Annotated in this window: 17 protein-coding genes; all 17 read left to right on the plus strand. The window is 44.4% G+C overall.

Annotated features, from left to right (window positions below; genetic code table 11):
- The first annotated feature begins 149 nt into the window (after positions 1 to 149).
- The 17 genes from BN3003_RS01090 to BN3003_RS01170 are packed head-to-tail and all read left to right on the plus strand — an operon-like array spanning position 150 to position 16,653.
- Entirely contained in the window at positions 150 to 1,229 is a 1,080-nt protein-coding gene (locus BN3003_RS01090; RefSeq protein ID WP_058304898.1) for an endonuclease/exonuclease/phosphatase family protein, read from the plus strand.
- 25 nt (positions 1,230 to 1,254) lie between these two features.
- On the plus strand, positions 1,255 to 1,725 hold the full coding sequence (nrdR, locus tag BN3003_RS01095) for a transcriptional regulator NrdR (protein ID WP_058304899.1): 471 nt from the start codon (positions 1,255 to 1,257) through the stop codon (positions 1,723 to 1,725).
- 15 nt (positions 1,726 to 1,740) lie between these two features.
- Complete coding sequence (locus BN3003_RS01100) at positions 1,741 to 2,316, plus strand: hypothetical protein (protein WP_058304900.1); 576 nt, start codon at positions 1,741 to 1,743, stop codon at positions 2,314 to 2,316.
- Complete coding sequence (ribD, locus tag BN3003_RS01105) at positions 2,316 to 3,446, plus strand: bifunctional diaminohydroxyphosphoribosylaminopyrimidine deaminase/5-amino-6-(5-phosphoribosylamino)uracil reductase RibD (RefSeq protein WP_058304901.1); 1,131 nt, start codon at positions 2,316 to 2,318, stop codon at positions 3,444 to 3,446. The genes BN3003_RS01100 and ribD overlap by 1 nt, the downstream gene beginning before the upstream one ends.
- Positions 3,443 to 4,456 (plus strand): dTDP-glucose 4,6-dehydratase, encoded by a 1,014-nt coding sequence (rfbB, locus tag BN3003_RS01110; protein WP_058304902.1) that lies wholly within the window; start codon positions 3,443 to 3,445, stop codon positions 4,454 to 4,456. Before ribD ends, rfbB begins: the two co-directional genes overlap by 4 nt.
- A 14-nt stretch (positions 4,457 to 4,470) precedes the next feature.
- The gene (gene rfbA / locus BN3003_RS01115; protein ID WP_058304903.1) at positions 4,471 to 5,340 is read left to right on the plus strand and encodes a glucose-1-phosphate thymidylyltransferase RfbA; all 870 of its coding nucleotides are present in this window, start codon (positions 4,471 to 4,473) and stop codon (positions 5,338 to 5,340) included.
- Entirely contained in the window at positions 5,340 to 5,894 is a 555-nt protein-coding gene (rfbC, locus tag BN3003_RS01120) for a dTDP-4-dehydrorhamnose 3,5-epimerase (RefSeq protein ID WP_058304904.1), read from the plus strand. The genes rfbA and rfbC overlap by 1 nt, the downstream gene beginning before the upstream one ends.
- A complete protein-coding gene (rfbD, locus tag BN3003_RS01125; protein WP_058304905.1) occupies positions 5,882 to 6,748 on the plus strand; it encodes a dTDP-4-dehydrorhamnose reductase in 867 nt (288 codons plus the stop codon). Before rfbC ends, rfbD begins: the two co-directional genes overlap by 13 nt.
- Positions 6,749 to 6,771: 23 nt before the next feature.
- Positions 6,772 to 8,073, plus strand: coding sequence for a nucleotide sugar dehydrogenase (locus BN3003_RS01130; RefSeq protein WP_058304906.1), 1,302 nt, complete (start codon positions 6,772 to 6,774; stop codon positions 8,071 to 8,073).
- An 11-nt stretch (positions 8,074 to 8,084) separates the two neighbouring features.
- Positions 8,085 to 9,134 (plus strand): Gfo/Idh/MocA family protein, encoded by a 1,050-nt coding sequence (locus tag BN3003_RS01135; RefSeq protein ID WP_058305100.1) that lies wholly within the window; start codon positions 8,085 to 8,087, stop codon positions 9,132 to 9,134.
- 3 nt (positions 9,135 to 9,137) lie between these two features.
- Positions 9,138 to 10,190, plus strand: a complete 1,053-nt coding sequence (locus BN3003_RS01140; protein ID WP_058304907.1) for a glycerol-3-phosphate dehydrogenase/oxidase — start codon at positions 9,138 to 9,140, stop codon at positions 10,188 to 10,190.
- On the plus strand, positions 10,178 to 10,765 hold the full coding sequence (locus BN3003_RS01145) for an acyltransferase (RefSeq protein ID WP_058304908.1): 588 nt from the start codon (positions 10,178 to 10,180) through the stop codon (positions 10,763 to 10,765). Before BN3003_RS01140 ends, BN3003_RS01145 begins: the two co-directional genes overlap by 13 nt.
- 18 nt (positions 10,766 to 10,783) lie before the next feature.
- The gene (locus tag BN3003_RS01150) at positions 10,784 to 11,860 is read left to right on the plus strand and encodes a DegT/DnrJ/EryC1/StrS family aminotransferase (RefSeq protein WP_058304909.1); all 1,077 of its coding nucleotides are present in this window, start codon (positions 10,784 to 10,786) and stop codon (positions 11,858 to 11,860) included.
- Positions 11,844 to 13,118, plus strand: coding sequence for an oligosaccharide flippase family protein (locus BN3003_RS01155; RefSeq protein WP_147645291.1), 1,275 nt, complete (start codon positions 11,844 to 11,846; stop codon positions 13,116 to 13,118). The genes BN3003_RS01150 and BN3003_RS01155 overlap by 17 nt, the downstream gene beginning before the upstream one ends.
- Positions 13,119 to 13,121: 3 nt before the next feature.
- The gene (locus BN3003_RS01160; protein ID WP_058304911.1) at positions 13,122 to 14,297 is read left to right on the plus strand and encodes a D-glucuronyl C5-epimerase family protein; all 1,176 of its coding nucleotides are present in this window, start codon (positions 13,122 to 13,124) and stop codon (positions 14,295 to 14,297) included.
- On the plus strand, positions 14,294 to 15,562 hold the full coding sequence (locus tag BN3003_RS01165; protein ID WP_058304912.1) for a hypothetical protein: 1,269 nt from the start codon (positions 14,294 to 14,296) through the stop codon (positions 15,560 to 15,562). Before BN3003_RS01160 ends, BN3003_RS01165 begins: the two co-directional genes overlap by 4 nt.
- A complete protein-coding gene (locus tag BN3003_RS01170) occupies positions 15,547 to 16,653 on the plus strand; it encodes a glycosyltransferase (protein ID WP_058304913.1) in 1,107 nt (368 codons plus the stop codon). Before BN3003_RS01165 ends, BN3003_RS01170 begins: the two co-directional genes overlap by 16 nt.
- Positions 16,654 to 16,660: the final 7 nt, after the last annotated feature.

Below are 16,660 nucleotides of genomic sequence, written 5' to 3' on the forward strand. Positions count from 1 at the left end.
TATTGAGGATTGCCTAAAATTTAGGCAGAATAAAATTTTCAAGCCAGACCAAACACTTGTGCTGATTATCCACATGATATGCCCACGGTTTGTACACTTAAGCTGTGAGTGTATCGTGCTCACCCACCCATTTAAGAGAAAGGTCATGCATGAATTTGGTTTTTGGCGTGTTGTTGTGTTTGCCCATTCTTGCCACCTTATTGCCTTTTTTGCGCTGCAGCCATTGGACGGTGCGCATTTTTGACTTTCCGCGTTTGCAAATCGCCTTTTTAAGCTTGGTGTTGATTGTGCTGAGCCTGTTGGCCAGCAATGAGCCCATGTGGATGGTGGGTTTGCAAATCGCCAATGGCGCCTGTTTTGCTTACCAATTGTACAAAATCAGCGCTTACGGCCCGTGGCACCGCAAGCAAGTCTTGGATGCCCAAGGCGAAGACGATGGTCGCACCATTTCTATCCTCAACAGCAATGTGCTCACCCCCAACCGCGATTTTCAAAAAGTGTTGGACATGGTGGCGCGTTACCAACCCGATTTGTTTCTGACGTTGGAAACCGATGCGTGGTGGGAAGACAAACTCAAGCCTTTGGAGCAAGACTATCCGTATACCGTCAAAATCCCCTTGGACAATTTGTATGGCATGCATTTGTACAGCCGCTTAGAATTGAGCGATACCGAGATACGGCATTGGGTCAAAGAAGACATCCCGTCTATTGTTTCCGATGTGATTTTGCGCTCGGGTGACAAAATCAAGATTTACTGCCTGCACCCAGAGCCACCAGCACCGGGTGAAAGCGATGTATCCACGCCCAGAGACGCAGAATTGTTGCTCGCGGGTAAAGAAATCAACCACACGGATGAAACTGTGATTGTGTTTGGCGACCTGAACGATGTAGCGTGGTCACACACCACGCGTTTGTTCCAAAAAATCAGTGGCTTGCTCGACCCGCGCGTGGGACGTGGCCTGTTCAATACCTTTCATGCCCACCATTGGTTTTTGCGCTGGCCACTGGACCACATGTTTGTCAGCAACGACTTTCTGGTGAAAAAACTGCTCCGTTTGGGCAATGTGGGTTCCGACCACTTCCCCGTTTATGCTAAATTTCAGTATTATCCGAAAGCGGAAGCCTTACAGCCTGAGCTAGAAGCCGATGCCGAAGACCATCAAGACGCCAACGCAACCATCGCTGAGGCAGAGCCCATTAAAGAAGTGGTGGATACCAAATATGATTGAAACTATGTTTACAGGACGCTTTTAAATGCGCTGTCCATATTGCCATCATTTAGAAACCCAAGTCATAGACTCGCGTTTGATTAACGACAGCCACAGCGTGCGCCGCCGTCGCCGTTGCATCGCCTGTGACCGCCGTTTCAATACTTATGAAACCGCCGAAATTCGCATGCCGCAAGTGATCAAATCCAGTGGCGAACGCGTGCCGTTTGACGAAAACAAATTGCGCACCAGCATGATGCGCGCGCTGCACAAGCGCCCCATCAACCAAGACCATGTTGAAGAAGCCATCTTGGCCATCAAGCAAACCCTACAGCAACAAGGCGAACGCGACATCCCCAGTCAAAAAGTGGGCGAATTGGTGATGAACCAATTGAGCCAAATGGACGAAGTGGCGTTTGTGCGTTTTGCCTCGGTTTACCACAGCTTTAACGATGTGTCTGAATTCACCCAGACCATCGCCCGTTTAACCCAACCCAAATCGAATCATGCCGATTAACTCCAAAGGGATGAAATGAAGCACCTAAAATTGTTTGGCATCAGCGCCTTAAGCTTGGTTTTATTAGCCGCTTGTAACCAAAGCACCGAATCTTCTGTGGGCGACACCCCTCCTGCCAGCAGCGCGTCCACTGCGCAAGCGAGCACCCCAGTGGCTGCGGCGCAAACCATCGCCAGCAAAGATGGCAAAATCAGCCTGTCTGTCACTGGCCAATATGCCGACAAATTGGCCGAAGCCGGTCAATTGATCAGCGACATTCCGAGCGAGCAATTGCTGTTCTTGCAACGCGATGATGCTGCCGATGTATTGTTATACGCTGCCGATTTGGGCAAATCCAAAAAAGACGCAGCCACGTATTTGAAAAACTTAAGCGATGCCGTGAAAGCAGATGCCGCCTTGAAAAATGCCACAGTCGGCGCGGTTGAAGGCAATAAATTGGCTTACCAATTCAGCGAAACCCAAGCCGAAACCGAAGTCAACCAAGCCTGTGTGGCCATTAACGATGGCAATATTTACTCAGTCTGCGCCATCAGCAGCAGCCAAGCGCCGGCACAATTGGCACAATTATTGGGCAATATTGCGGTTAAATAATGGTGCCTGAATTCTCTGCCTTACACACCGCCATGATGCAGCGCGCGCTGCATTTGGCGGCCAGCGCTGGCAATACCACCAGCCCCAATCCCAAAGTGGGCTGCGTCATCGCCCACGGCGAACAAATTGTCGGCGAGGGTTTTCATGTCCAAGCAGGCGCACCACATGCCGAAGTGCATGCGCTGCGTCAAGCAGGCGATTTGGCACGCGGCGCCACCGCTTATGTGACCCTAGAGCCTTGCAGCCATACCGGCAAAACCCCACCTTGCGCCAATGCTTTAATTGAAGCGGGCGTGGCCAAAGTCATATGCGCCATGGTCGACCCCAACCCGCAAGTCGCAGGACAAGGTTTAGCACGTTTACAGGCCGCTTCCATACGCACAGCTCACGGTTTATTGAGCACACAAGCACAGGCCTTGAACCGTGGTTTTCTGTCGCGCATCCAGCGCTCCCGTCCTTTTATCACCTTGAAATTGGCCGCCAGCCTCGATGGCAAAACCGCCTTGGCCGATGGTCAAAGCCAATGGATTACCGGCGATGCGGCGCGTGCCGATGTGCACCAGCAGCGTGCCGCCAGCAATGCCATCATCACCGGCAGTGGCACCGTGCTGGCTGACAATCCGCAGCTGAATGTGCGCGGCGTGGCGTGTTTGCAACCGCCGGTGCGGGTGGTGTTAGACCGCAGTTTGCGCAGCCCTGTCGATGCACAGATATTCGATACCAGCGTGGCGCCGACTTGGTTGTTTACCGCAAAAGAACAAGACACCAGCGCTTATGCCGCTCGCGGCGTGCGTTGTTTTGTGTGGGAACAGCCACACACTGACAACAGTTTGCAATTTATATTGCATACTCTAGCCCAAGAAGGCATTAATGAAGCTTGGGTAGAAGCTGGCTCTGTACTCAGCGCCGCCTTCATACAGCAAGACTGCGTGGACGAATTGCTACTGTATCAAGCACCGAAAATTTTAGGCGCCGCGGCGATAGGTTTGCTGCCCTTACAGGCCGATGCCTCGGTTTTATCACAAGCGTCTCATTGGCACACCGTTTCGGTGAGCACTTTGGGCAATGACATCAAATGGCGTTTGCGCCATGGCTCACACGTGGGCACACACGGGGAAATATTGGTATGACATCAAGCATCGTGGTTACCGGTGGCGCAGGCTTCATAGGCGCACATGTGGTGCGCTATTTGACCGAAGTCAGCACAGACGACATCGTCATCATCGACAAACTCAGTTACGCCGGTCATTTGGGGCGTTTGAGCGATGTCATCGATTTACCACGGGTGCATTTTTACCAAGCAGACGTGTGCGACACCGCCAAGATGAGCGAGATTTTGCAGCAGCACCAGCCGTGGGCCATCATGCATTTGGCGGCGGAAAGCCATGTCGACCGCTCCATTGACGCACCGAGCGTGTTCTTGCACAACAACATCCAAGGCACACAGTCGCTGTTACAGGCCGCATTAAGTTATTGGCAAGGCTTGCCCGCCGATTTACAGGCCGCATTTCGCTATTTGCAAGTGTCTACCGATGAGGTGTTTGGCGATGCCGAAGACAATGGCTATGCCGCGCATGAAGACAGCCCTTACCGCCCTAGCAGTCCCTACTCTGCCAGCAAGGCCTCGGCCGACCATTGGGTACAGTCTTACCAACGCACGTTTGGCTTGCCAACTTTAATCAGCTATTGCAGCAACAATTACGGCCCGGGCCAGTTCCCGGAAAAACTCATTCCTTTGTCGATTGAGCGCATCAAAAATGGCGAACGCATTCCTGTGTACGGCGATGGTTTGCAACAGCGTGATTGGCTGTATGTGGTGGAACATGCGCGCGCCTTGTGGTTGATGCTGACGCAAGCTCAGCCTAATCAATGCTATGTGGTCGCTGCCGGCCATCCAATTACCAATTTAGAATTGCTACAAGCCTTGTATGTGGAAGTGCAAAAACAATTGGGCCGGCCTGTAAACGAAGTGCCGATAGAATTTGTCACCGACCGTTTGGGCCACGACCGCTGCTACTCACTCGATGCCAGCAAAATCAAGCGCGAACTGGGTTGGCAAGAACAAACCTTATTGCAAGACGGCTTGGCCGCCACTGTGCACCAAGCCTTGAACACACCACTTTTGATTGCTGAAAAATAAACATAAGGGAAGCTATGAAAGGCATCTTACTGGCAGGAGGAAAAGGCAGCCGTCTGAATCCGATGACGTTTGCGGTGAACAAGCATTTATTGCCAGTTTACGACAAGCCCATGATTTACTATTCGATGTCGATTTTGATGCTGGGCGGCATCCGTGACATCGCCTTAATCAGCAATCCCGAAGACCAACACCTGTTCCAACGCCTGTTTGGCGATGGCAGCCGCTTGGGTTTGAACATCACCTATTTCGTACAAGAAGAAGCACGCGGCATCCCCGATGCCTTCTTGATCACGCAAGAATGGCTGCAAGACGACGATGTGTGTTTGATTTTGGGTGACAATATTTTCTTTGGCGAAAGCTTTGGCCACAAGCTCAGCACTGCCATCAATGAGCTCAATGGCGCCACCATCTTCACCCAACAAGTGAACAATCCGCAGCGTTTTGGCGTGGCCTGTTTTGACGAGCACGACAACATCACTTCTTTGCATGAAAAACCAAAAGAATTCATCTCCAACCACGCCATTACCGGCCTGTATTTGTTTGACAAGCAAGTCGCCCAATTCGCCGCCAATACCCGCCCATCGGCGCGCGGTGAATTGGAAATCATGGATGTGTTGGAACAATACCGCCAACAACAACGCTTAAGCCATACCACGCTAGGGCGCGGCTTTGCGTGGCTGGATGCGGGTACGGCCGAAAGCCTATTGGAAGCCGGCTCGTGCATACACACCATCGAAAAAATGCAAGGTTTGAAAATTGCCTGTTTGGAAGAATTGGCCGTGCGCCAAGGCTGGTGTGATAAGGCCACCCTCTTGCAACACCAAGCCAACCAATCACAATCGGCTTACGATTTGTATGTGCAAAAAATCTTGGAGCAAGTGTGATGCAAATCCGTGAGACTTTTTTTGAAAGCGTGCACTTGCTCGATGTGCCCCGCTATCCCGATGAGCGCGGCTGGTTTAGCGAGTCGCAACACCAACAGCAATATGCCGATTTACTTGGCTTAGATGCGCCGGTGTTTTTGCAAAGCAATGTTTCTCATTCACATATCAATGTGTTGCGCGGCATGCATGCCCAATTGACCCGCCCACAAGGCAAGTTAATCCAAGTATTGAGCGGCGAGATTTACGATGTGTTTGTGGACTTGCGTGCTGACCAAGCCACCTTCGGACTATGGCACGGCATCAGACTTTCCGCTCAAAACAGCCAGCAACTGTGGATTCCTGCTGGTTTTGCGCATGGGTTTCTAACACTAGCGCAAGACACCACAGTGTTGTACCATTGCAGCGATTACTATGTTCCCAACGATCAAATCACATTGTTGTGGAATGACCCCGATATCAATATTCAGTGGCCCAACAGCCACACTAGTCCTGTGTTATCACCCAAAGATCAGGCTGGAATGACATTGAAGGAATACATAAAATGCGCGTCTTAATCACTGGGGCGAGAGGTCAATTAGGTCAAAGTTTGCGCGAACGCGTACCTGAAGACTGGGAAGTCATATTCACAGACTCTAAGACTTTGGACATTACCAACAGCACCACCTTGGACGCCATGATTCAGGGCTTTCAACCTGAAGTCATCGTCAATACAGCCGCATACACCAATGTAGACCAAGCCGAACATGAGCCCAAGCAGGCGTTTGCCGTGAATGCTCATGGTGTGGCCAATTTGGCTCAGGCGGCCCAAAAAGTCGGCAGCCGCTTGATTCACATTTCGACAGATTATGTGTTCAGAGGCAATACCAATCAGCCTTACACGGCTTTGGATGCGCCCAATCCCAGCAATGTCTATGGCAAATCCAAATTGGCGGGTGAATTACTGGCTTTAGGTCTGTGTGAACACACCACGATTGTGCGCACTTCTTGGGTATTCAGTGAACACGGTCGCAACTTTGTTCCTGCTGTCATTAATAAATTACTCGACAATCAAACGGTTGAAATTTACGAAAACAATATTGGCACCCCTACTTATGCAGGTGCTTTGGCCGATTACATCATCGAATTGGTTGAAACCCAAAACCCTGCCAAGATTGTGCATTATTGCAGTGATGTGATTTTAGACCGCGTGGAATTGGCGCAAATGATTGCCACACAATTAAGTGCCCACACCCACAAACAATACGACATCAAAGTCACCGCACCTGTAACTTTGGCCAATGCCGAACACACAGTCAGACCTGATTACTCAGCCTTACGCTCCAGCCAAACTCATCCGGATCAAGCGCAAGCTGTGTCAGTCTTACAACAACACATACAAACCATCATCAACTCTCTGTTAAACAAATAACCAGTTTTACTACAGGAACAAACATGTTTGAACAAGCTATAGAACGCTACCAAAATAAAGAAGCCATCATCGGCATTGTTGGCCTAGGCTATGTGGGCTTACCACTGTTATTGCGTTATACCCAAGTAGGTTTTAAAGTCATCGGTTTTGACATTGACGACTTCAAAGTCAACTCATTGAATGCGGGTAAAAGCTATATCGAACACATTGCTGCCGATAAAATTCAAGCTGCACAGTCTTTGTTTGAAGCCACCACTGATTTCAGTCGCATCTCTGAATGTGATGCCATCATTCTGTGTGTTCCTACCCCATTGAACCAATACCGTGAACCCGACATCAGCTATGTCATCGATACCACTGATGCGGTCAAACCTTATTTGCGTGCCGGTCAATTGTTGTCTTTGGAAAGCACTACCTATCCAGGCACCACTGAAGAAGAATTGTTACCACGCGTTGAAGAAAGCGGCCTGAAAGTGGGCGAAAACTTCTTCTTAGTATATTCACCTGAGCGCGAAGACCCAGGCAATCCTAATTTTGAAACCCGCACCATCCCTAAAGTGGTCGGTGGTCATACCGACAAATGTTTGCAAGTCGGTATTGCCTTGTATGGCGCAGCAATCGACCAAGTCGTACCAGTCAGCTCAACCAAAGCAGCCGAGATGACCAAATTATTGGAAAACATCCACCGCGCGGTCAATATTGGTTTGGCCAATGAAATGAAAATCGTCGCTGACAAAATGGGCGTTGACATTTATGAAGTGATTGATGCGGCCAAAACCAAACCATTTGGCTTTGTGGCTTACTACCCAGGCCCTGGTATTGGCGGTCACTGTATTCCTATTGACCCATTCTACTTGACTTGGAAAGCGCGTGAATTTGGCGTAAACACCCGCTTCATCGAATTGGCAGGCGAAATCAACTCAGGTATGCCAGATTATGTGGTCAACAAAACGGCTTTGGCCTTGAACGACCGTGAAAAATCGTTGAAAGGCAGCCGCGTATTGGTCTTGGGCATTGCTTACAAGAAAAACGTGGACGACATGCGCGAAAGCCCATCGGTATTTGTGATGGAAAAATTGCGTGATTTGGGTGCCAAAGTCGATTACAGCGATCCTCATGTCCCAAGCTTCCCTAAAATGCGTGAACACAATTTTGAATTGGACAGTGTGGCTTTGACTGCGGAAAACATTGCCGCTTACGACTGTGTGATTTTGACCACCGAGCACGATAAATTTGACTATGCATTGTTAGAACAACATGCGCAACTTATCGTCGATACCCGCGGTAAATTCACGACACAATCAGGTAAAGTCATCAAGGCTTAATGGACACACTCATGTTTGACATCATTAAAGACCGTAAAATCAAAGTTGCCATCGTCGGTTGTGGCCGCATTGCCAATAACCATTTTGGCTCGATTGAAAAACACCAAGATTCATTGGAATTGGTGGGCGTATGCGATACCAATGCCGAAGCCTTGGCAGCAGCAGTCGCCCGCTCAGGTGCCAAAGCTTATGGCAAATTACAAGATTTGTTGCAAGACACCGATGCCGACTTAATCATCTTGACCACGCCATCAGGCCAGCATCCACAACAAGCCGTCGACTGTTTTGAGGCTGGCTTCAATGTTTTGACTGAAAAACCTATGGCCACACGTTTACACGATGGTGAACGCATGGTTCAGGCCGCTGACAAAGCAGGTAAACGCTTGTTTGTGGTGAAACAAAACCGTTTGAATGCCACCATGCAATTGCTCAAACGTGCCGTTGCAGAAAAACGCTTTGGCAACATCAATATGGTGCACTTGAATGTGTTCTGGACCCGCCCACAAGACTATTACGACCAAGGCGGATGGCGTGGCACTTGGGAGTTTGACGGCGGGGCCTTCATGAACCAAGCCAGCCACTATGTCGATTTGATGGAATGGTTGATTGGCCCAGTGCAAGATGTGCAAGCGATGGTCTCTACTCACCGTGACATCGAAACCGAAGACACTGGCGTGGTGAACATCCGCTGGCGCCATGGTGCTTTGGGTTCTATGGCGGTAACCATGTGTACTTACCCTAAAAATTACGAGGGCTCTATCACCATCTTGGGTGACAAAGGCACAGTACGTGTGGGCGGTGTGGCGGTCAACGACATCCAAACTTGGGAATTCGACGAAGCCAAAGACTACGATGACCAAGTCAAAGAAGCCAATTACGAAACCACTTCGGTATACGGTTTTGGCCATCCTTTGTATTACAAAAATGTCATTGATGTATTGCGTGGTGAAGCCGAGCCAATTACCGATGGCCGTGAAGGCTTGAAATCATTGGAATTGCTGATTGCCATTTACTTGGCCGCACGCGATAACAAAACAGTGTCTTTGCCATTGATTTATTGATCGATGAAAAAAATTGCCGTGGTGGGTGCAGGAATCATCGGTTCCTGTACTGCTTGGTCTTTGCTCAAACGGGGTTATCAAGTCGACTTGTACGACAAAGATGCCCCTATGGCGCATACCAGTCAGTCTTCTTCTAAATTGTTACATGGTGGTTTACGCTATCTGGAAACAGGCCAGTTTAAATTGGTACACAAAGCCTTGCAAGCGCGCCAATTTTGGCTGCAACAAGCGCCGCATCTGTGTCGCCAATTGGAATTGTTGTTTCCCATTTACAAACATGAAGGACGCCCTAAATGGCAAATTGGCTTGGGCACCAAACTGTATGATGTTTTGGCCAATGGCAGTGGTTTTCCTAAAAGCAAGTGGCTCAGTGCGGATGAAACTTTGCGTCGCAGCCCGCATTTAAATACACACAATCTGTTGGGTGCTTACTCGTTTTACGATGGCCAAATGGATGATTACCAACTGGGGCAATGGGTGGTACAACAAATCCTTGATTTGCATGGACAAGTGTTTACAGGCCGGCCTGTAAACACGTTGGCCGAACTGCAAGACTATGATGCGATTGTGAATGCTACTGGACCTTGGGTGATGCATTTGCGTTCTCAACAAGACACGCCGCCAGCCATTGCCATTGATTGGGTACGTGGCAGCCATTTGTTTGTGGATCAGCCTTTACAACAAGCATTGATGCTACCGATTCCGAATGAAAAACGCATTTTCTTTGTGTTGCCCTATCAAGGCAAAACCATGATAGGCACCACCGAAATTCGTCAAGACCATCCAGAATCTGAGCCAGCATCAGAAGCTGAAATTGATTACCTATTACAATCTTATAACCAATACCACCAGCAGCCGCTGTCAAGAGCAGATGTTTGTGATACATTCGCTGGCGTAAGACCCTTATTAAAAGATGCCATCAACCCCAGTAACAGCACGCGTGAATGGGCATTTGAAACAGTGGGCAAGGTTTTGCATGTTTATGGTGGCAAATGGACAACCGCACAAATTCAAGGTGAAGCGGCTTGTGAGGAATTATTAAAATGTCTGAATTAAATTATACCGTGCACCCCAGTGCCATCATCGATGCAGGTGCACAAATTGGAGCAGGTAGCCGTGTTTGGCATTTTGTGCACATCTGTGGCGGTGCTGTGATTGGTACGGGCTGCTCATTTGGTCAAAATGTGTTTGTGGGCAATAAAGTCATCATCGGTGACAACTGTAAAATTCAAAACAATGTCTCCGTTTACGACAATGTCACTTTAGAAGAAGGCGTATTTTGTGGGCCCAGCATGGTGTTTACCAATGTCTACAACCCACGCTCACTGATAGAACGCAAAAACGAATACCGCGATACTTTGGTTAAAAAAGGTGCAACTTTGGGGGCCAATTGCACCATTGTTTGTGGCAACACTGTCGGCCGTTATGCCTTTATCGGTGCAGGTGCCGTCGTGAACAAAGATGTGCCCGATTATGCCTTGATGGTAGGGGTGCCCGCCAAACAAATTGGCTGGATGAGTGAATATGGCGAACAATTGGATTTGCCATTGTCTGGTGAAGCCAGCACAACTTGCTCCCACTCTGGAGCCACTTACCAACTCATCGGCCAACAACTGAACAAATTGGATTAATTTACAGGACGCTTGATAATGGAATTTATTGATTTAGCCGCACAACAACAACGCATCAAGTCTGAAATTGATGCCAATATTCAAAAAGTTTTGAGCCATGGTAAGTACATCTTAGGCCCTGAAGTCAATGAATTAGAAGAAAAATTGGCAGCGTATACCGGCGCCAAATACTGCATCACTTGTGCCAATGGTACTGATGCCCTGCAAATTGCCTTAATGGCTTTGGGCATAGGCCCTGGTGATGAAGTGATTACCCCAGGATTCACCTACATCGCCACCGCAGAAACCGTCGCTTTATTGGGCGCTAAACCTGTGTATGTAGACGTGTATGAAAACACTTACAATTTGAATGTGGAATTGTTAGAAGCTGCCATCACACCCAACACTAAAGCCATTATTCCTGTGTCTTTATATGGTCAATGTGCTGACTTCGATGCTATCAATGCCATCGCCGCCAAACACAATCTTCCCGTGATTGAAGATGGTGCCCAAAGTTTTGGTGCCTCTTACAAAGGTCGCAAATCTGGCAATTTGACCACCATCAGCTGCACCAGCTTCTTCCCAAGCAAACCTTTGGGTTGTTACGGTGATGGCGGCGCCATTTTCACCAACGATGACGAATTGGCAAAAATCATCCGCCAAGTTGCCCGTCATGGCCAAGACCGCCGCTACCATCACATCCGTGTCGGCGTGAACAGCCGCTTGGATACCTTACAGGCCGCTATTTTATTGCCTAAATTGGCCATTTTGGATGATGAAATTCGTTTGCGCCAAGAAGTGGCCGCAAACTATCAAAAAGGATTTGCAGAAGTCGGTTTTACTGCAGTGCCATTCATTGAAGAACACAATATCAGTGCCTACGCCCAATTTACCGTCCGTGTCGCCAATCGCGATGCCGTACAAGCCAAATTGAAAGAAGCAGGCATCCCAACAGCGGTTCACTACCCTATTCCACTCAATAAACAACCCGCTGTTGCCAGCGATGCAGTATTACCAATTGGTGACAAAGTGGCTGAAGAAGTGATGAGTTTGCCGATGCATCCGTATATGACTTTAAGTCAAATTCAACAAGTTTGCCTTGCAGTTGGAAAATAATAGTTTGTTTAAATCTCGATTTAGCACATCAGAATTTAGCCGCAATTTAATTACTGTATTCACAGGTTCTACAATTGCGGCCTTAATTCCCATATTAATCATGCCCATCATTACCCGAATTTACACGGTAAATGACATTGGGGTTTATGGCACGTTTGTCAGCATTGTAACCATTATTGCTAGTGTTGTAACCCTACGTTACGAACTGGCAATTCTGTTACCCAAAACCAAATTTGGTGCCAATATTGTCACCAATTTAGCACTGAATACAACTGTGATTGTGAGCATTTTTTGTTTGTTATCCGCCTGTATTTATGCACTGGTTTTTCACTATCCGTTACTTGACATCCAAAATCCAGCGATTTTTATTTTATTGAGTTTTATTGCTATCGTCCTAACAGCTTTTTATCAGGTATTTACTTACCTCTACAACAGACAAGCATTGTTTAGACACACTTCTAAAAATAAAGTGCTCCAAAATCTGGCCATGGGCTTTGCCCAAATTTCATTGTTTGGGCTTTCTCAATCATGGAGCTTATTGATTGGGCACATCATTGGTTTGGTTGTCACCAATATTTTATTAATGAAATATGCACTGAAAAGTAAATTTTGGGCCTATTCTATTAAGACCTCGCATCAATTCTTTGCTGCATACAGATACAAAAATTTCGCCTTAATGGATGTGCCATCGGTGATTTTTAGCACCAGCGCCTCTCACATACCAAACATCTTATTTGCAGCTTACTTTTCCCCTGCGGTGGCAGGGTATTATTTCCTTACCCAAAAAATCTTACAAGCACCAATTACACTGGTTTCAAAATCAGTACTTGAAGTATTTAAAGAAAAAGCTGCAAAAGATTACCGCACACTTGGCAATGCAAAATCTATCTTTATCAAAACATTCAAATTATTGTTGTTGATTTCGATACCATCAACGGTGTTTTTATTTTTCAGTATTGAGTATTTGGTCAAAATCATTTTTGGATCCAAATGGTTAGAAAGCGCCCTATATGCACAAATACTATTGCCATCTTTGGCTTTAAGATTCATTTCTAACCCATTAAGTTTTATGTTGTACATTGGCCAAAAGCAACCTTGGAATTTGATGATAATGTTGGTGCAATTCATTGGAATCATTTGTTCATTTTTATACTTTAAAAATGAGATTTCCGTTGTATATGCCATCTCTTCATCATTGTGCTTAACATATTTTATACATATCTTATGTGCTTATAAAATTGCGATAGGTAAAACTTAGCCCATGTTACGATCTAATAAACTCAAATTTTTTACTCTTTATCTGTTATTTTGGGTGCTACCAATTGCATTTATTAGCAATAAATATGCATATGAAATCTATGAATTTAATAGCTCGATGCGAGTATTACTTACTCAAGGCTCCACAAAACATCGTACATTCAATGAAAAAGGCTTACCTGTTTCATACTCTCCTAAAATTGGAGAATTTGTTTCGCCCTTCTATGTCGTGCACTACTCTATCATTTATTCTGATAATTTAAGTGATACTGACAAATTTCAAAAACAAAACCAATACCATTGGAGGCATGATCCATCTATTGCGTATTGGAATGTTCATCCAGAGACAAATGATCAAACAAAAAATCGCCAATCTTTCAAAAATTCGGTAGATTGGATAATCCAAAACATTCAGTATGATCATAATGGCAATGCCCATTTATTTTATTCATTCGACTGGCCATATCGTGGCTATCCAAACAATAAAATTAAAGCGCCATGGTGGTCTGGTTTAACTGATGCATACGCCATTATTCCATTACTTCGTGCAGCTGATATTTACGGTGATGAAAAATATGCAAAATTAGCTGGTGAATTATATCGTTCTGTCACTGCCTCTTACCATAACGGAGGGAGTCGAACCGAATTAAACCAACAAATTTGGATTGAGGAATATTTAGACACTCAGGTACAAAAAGATACTGACTTAGCCTATGTATTCAATGGGATGGTATATTCTACTTATGGTATTAAATCTTATGAAGATTATCAAAATTTTGATAATACTAAAGCATTACAACAAAAATTGATCAACTCCATTTTTAATAATGTCCATATGTTTGATAACCATGGCTGGTCTTATTACGATCTTTATGGCACCAAGAATAATATTAAATACCATAAAGTACATGCCATACTGCTTGATAATTTGATGCACGACTTCTCGAAAGAATTATCACAATTAGATAAGCAAAAAATCAAACAACTACAAGAAATCAGTAACACTTGGAATAACTCACTTACTAATTCGGGTATCTACTATGGTTTATATGGTGAAAAAAACTCTTTTGCTTACTACAATTTTTTATTAAGCATTATTTTGCTACTGATATTACCCATATTATTGCTGCTACTTACCCGATTCATTAAAAATTTCGTTCTTAAAATACATAAAAAATGAACAAAAAAATAATTTTCCTATTATTTACCTGCATATTCATTGCATTGACATATCAGCTTACATATGACGTATGTAACTATTTTGCAATTATTCCAGGATTTAATTGCAATCAGTATCCACTTACTTATGAATATTACATATATGGCTTAATTGCTTTTATTCCAGCCTTTTTTGTACCATTTGAAGGTAAAAAACCCAGTACCATTTTCATTAATATCCTCTATTTTTTCCATGTTATTCCTTCAATATTACTGATACCAAAAGCCATTCAAGGTTATGTACTAGAAAGCATTGTTTGGGGTTTAACTATCAGCGTACTGTTTACGCTTATTGTAATACTATCAAAGGGGATACATTTCAAATTACCTAAGATTAAGAATCAATTAGGGCTATTCATCATTTTCGTGTTGGCTATGGTTGCCATAGCATTTTCTGTGATTATTGTTAGTCGACATGGTTTTAAATTTGAAATTCCAAACATAACCGATGTGTATGGCTTACGTGAAGAATTTAAAGAGAACAGTGATGCCATTACACTTTATGCAACCTTATTGGGCGGCTATTTTATCAGTCCCATTCTGATTCTTATTGCCATTAATAGAAAATTTGATTTACTCTCCAAAATATTGGTGGTCATAAGCTTGTTACTGATATTTATTATTTTTTCCAGTTCAGGTATTAAAAGTATCGCATTTTCGTCAATAGTTACTATTTTCTTTTATTTTTTAATAAAAAAAATAAAAAATTTTGGCCTATCCTTAATTATTTTTATAACGACCGTCATTGGATTTGCATTTACTTTATTCAAATTAACACCAATTGATCTTGTCTACATTCATTGGCTGCGCAGGATTCAAGTTGTACCTGGTCTTAACACATCCCGCTTTTATGAGTATTTTATTTTAAAATCAGATACTTTAGCTGAAAGTACTTACTCTGCTCCCAAATTGATTTCCCAATACTACTATGGCACATCTGGTTCTGCTAATGCAGGGATATTCGGTGATGCAGTAGGTAGATTTGGTCTTATTGGTTTATTAATTAACTCCATATTATTACTATTAATATTAATCGTATTAAATGCGATTACCAATAAGAATAACACCAATATTTTGGCAGCCATGATGATTTTAATCGGATATGCGGCCTGTAACAGCTCATTGCTGACGGTATTATTGTCTTACGGTTTAGGTCCAACCATACTGACAGTATATTTGCTTCAAAATACACAATTTATTAAAGACAAAAAATGGTCAAACGAATAACTCATCTTACGAGCGTACACAAACGCAATGATATCCGTATTTTTTTGAAAGAATGTGTTTCTTTATCCAACCATTTTGATGTGACTTTGATAGTCGCAGACGGTCAAGGTGATGCCAAAGAAAGCAATATTCAAATTTTGGATATTGGCAAACCTTTATCTCGATGGAATAGAATGACAAAAACATCTAAACAGATGTTTTTAAAAGCCGCATCGTTAAATTCAGACTTATACCACATTCATGACCCGGAACTCATACCCGTTGGAGTAAAACTGCTAAATCAAGGGTTTAAGGTCATTTTTGATGCTCATGAAGATTTACCGAAGCAGATTTTGACCAAGCCTTACTTACATAAGATGGTGCGTAAACCTTTGGCTTTATCAATCGCCTATTATGAAAAACTAAGTCTGAAAAAATTCTCAGGCATCATAACGTCAACCAGTACCATTGCTGCAAAATTTAGACTCATCAATAACAATGTTGCCAACATCAACAATTATCCAATTCTGAATGAACTATTTGATAATGTTGAGACAACAAACGAAGTTAAAAATACGTTTTCCTTCGTTGGGGGAATGACTGCAATAAGAGGCATTACTGAAATTTTGGATGCCATTGATTATGTAAAACAACCATGTCAAATTGCTTTTGCGGGGGAATTTTCCCCACTAGTATTTAAACAACTCTCAACTGCACACAAAAATTTTCAAAACGTCGATTATTTAGGCCAACTCAATAGAGTCGAAGTTAAAAACTTATTGAAGACTTCTCTAGCAGGCTTGGTTTTATACGCACCGGTTCCTAACCATATAGATGCTCAGCCAAATAAGCTGTTTGAATACATGAGTGCCGGCATTGCTGTAATCGGATCCAACTTTCCTTTATGGAAAGATATTATCGAAGCTTATTCGTGTGGTATTTGTGTTAATCCGGAAGACCCCAAACAAATTGCAGAGGCCATCAATTATTTAAGAGACCATCCTGAATTGGCCAAAGAAATGGGATTGAAAGGCAGAAATGCAGTTATCAATACATTCAATTGGGAAACTGAACAACAAAAACTGGTTTCATTTTATAATAAAATTTTATAGGTATTTT

This window comes from Vitreoscilla massiliensis (assembly GCF_001457815.1).
GTDB classification, from domain to species: Bacteria; Pseudomonadota; Gammaproteobacteria; order Burkholderiales; family Neisseriaceae; genus Vitreoscilla; species Vitreoscilla massiliensis.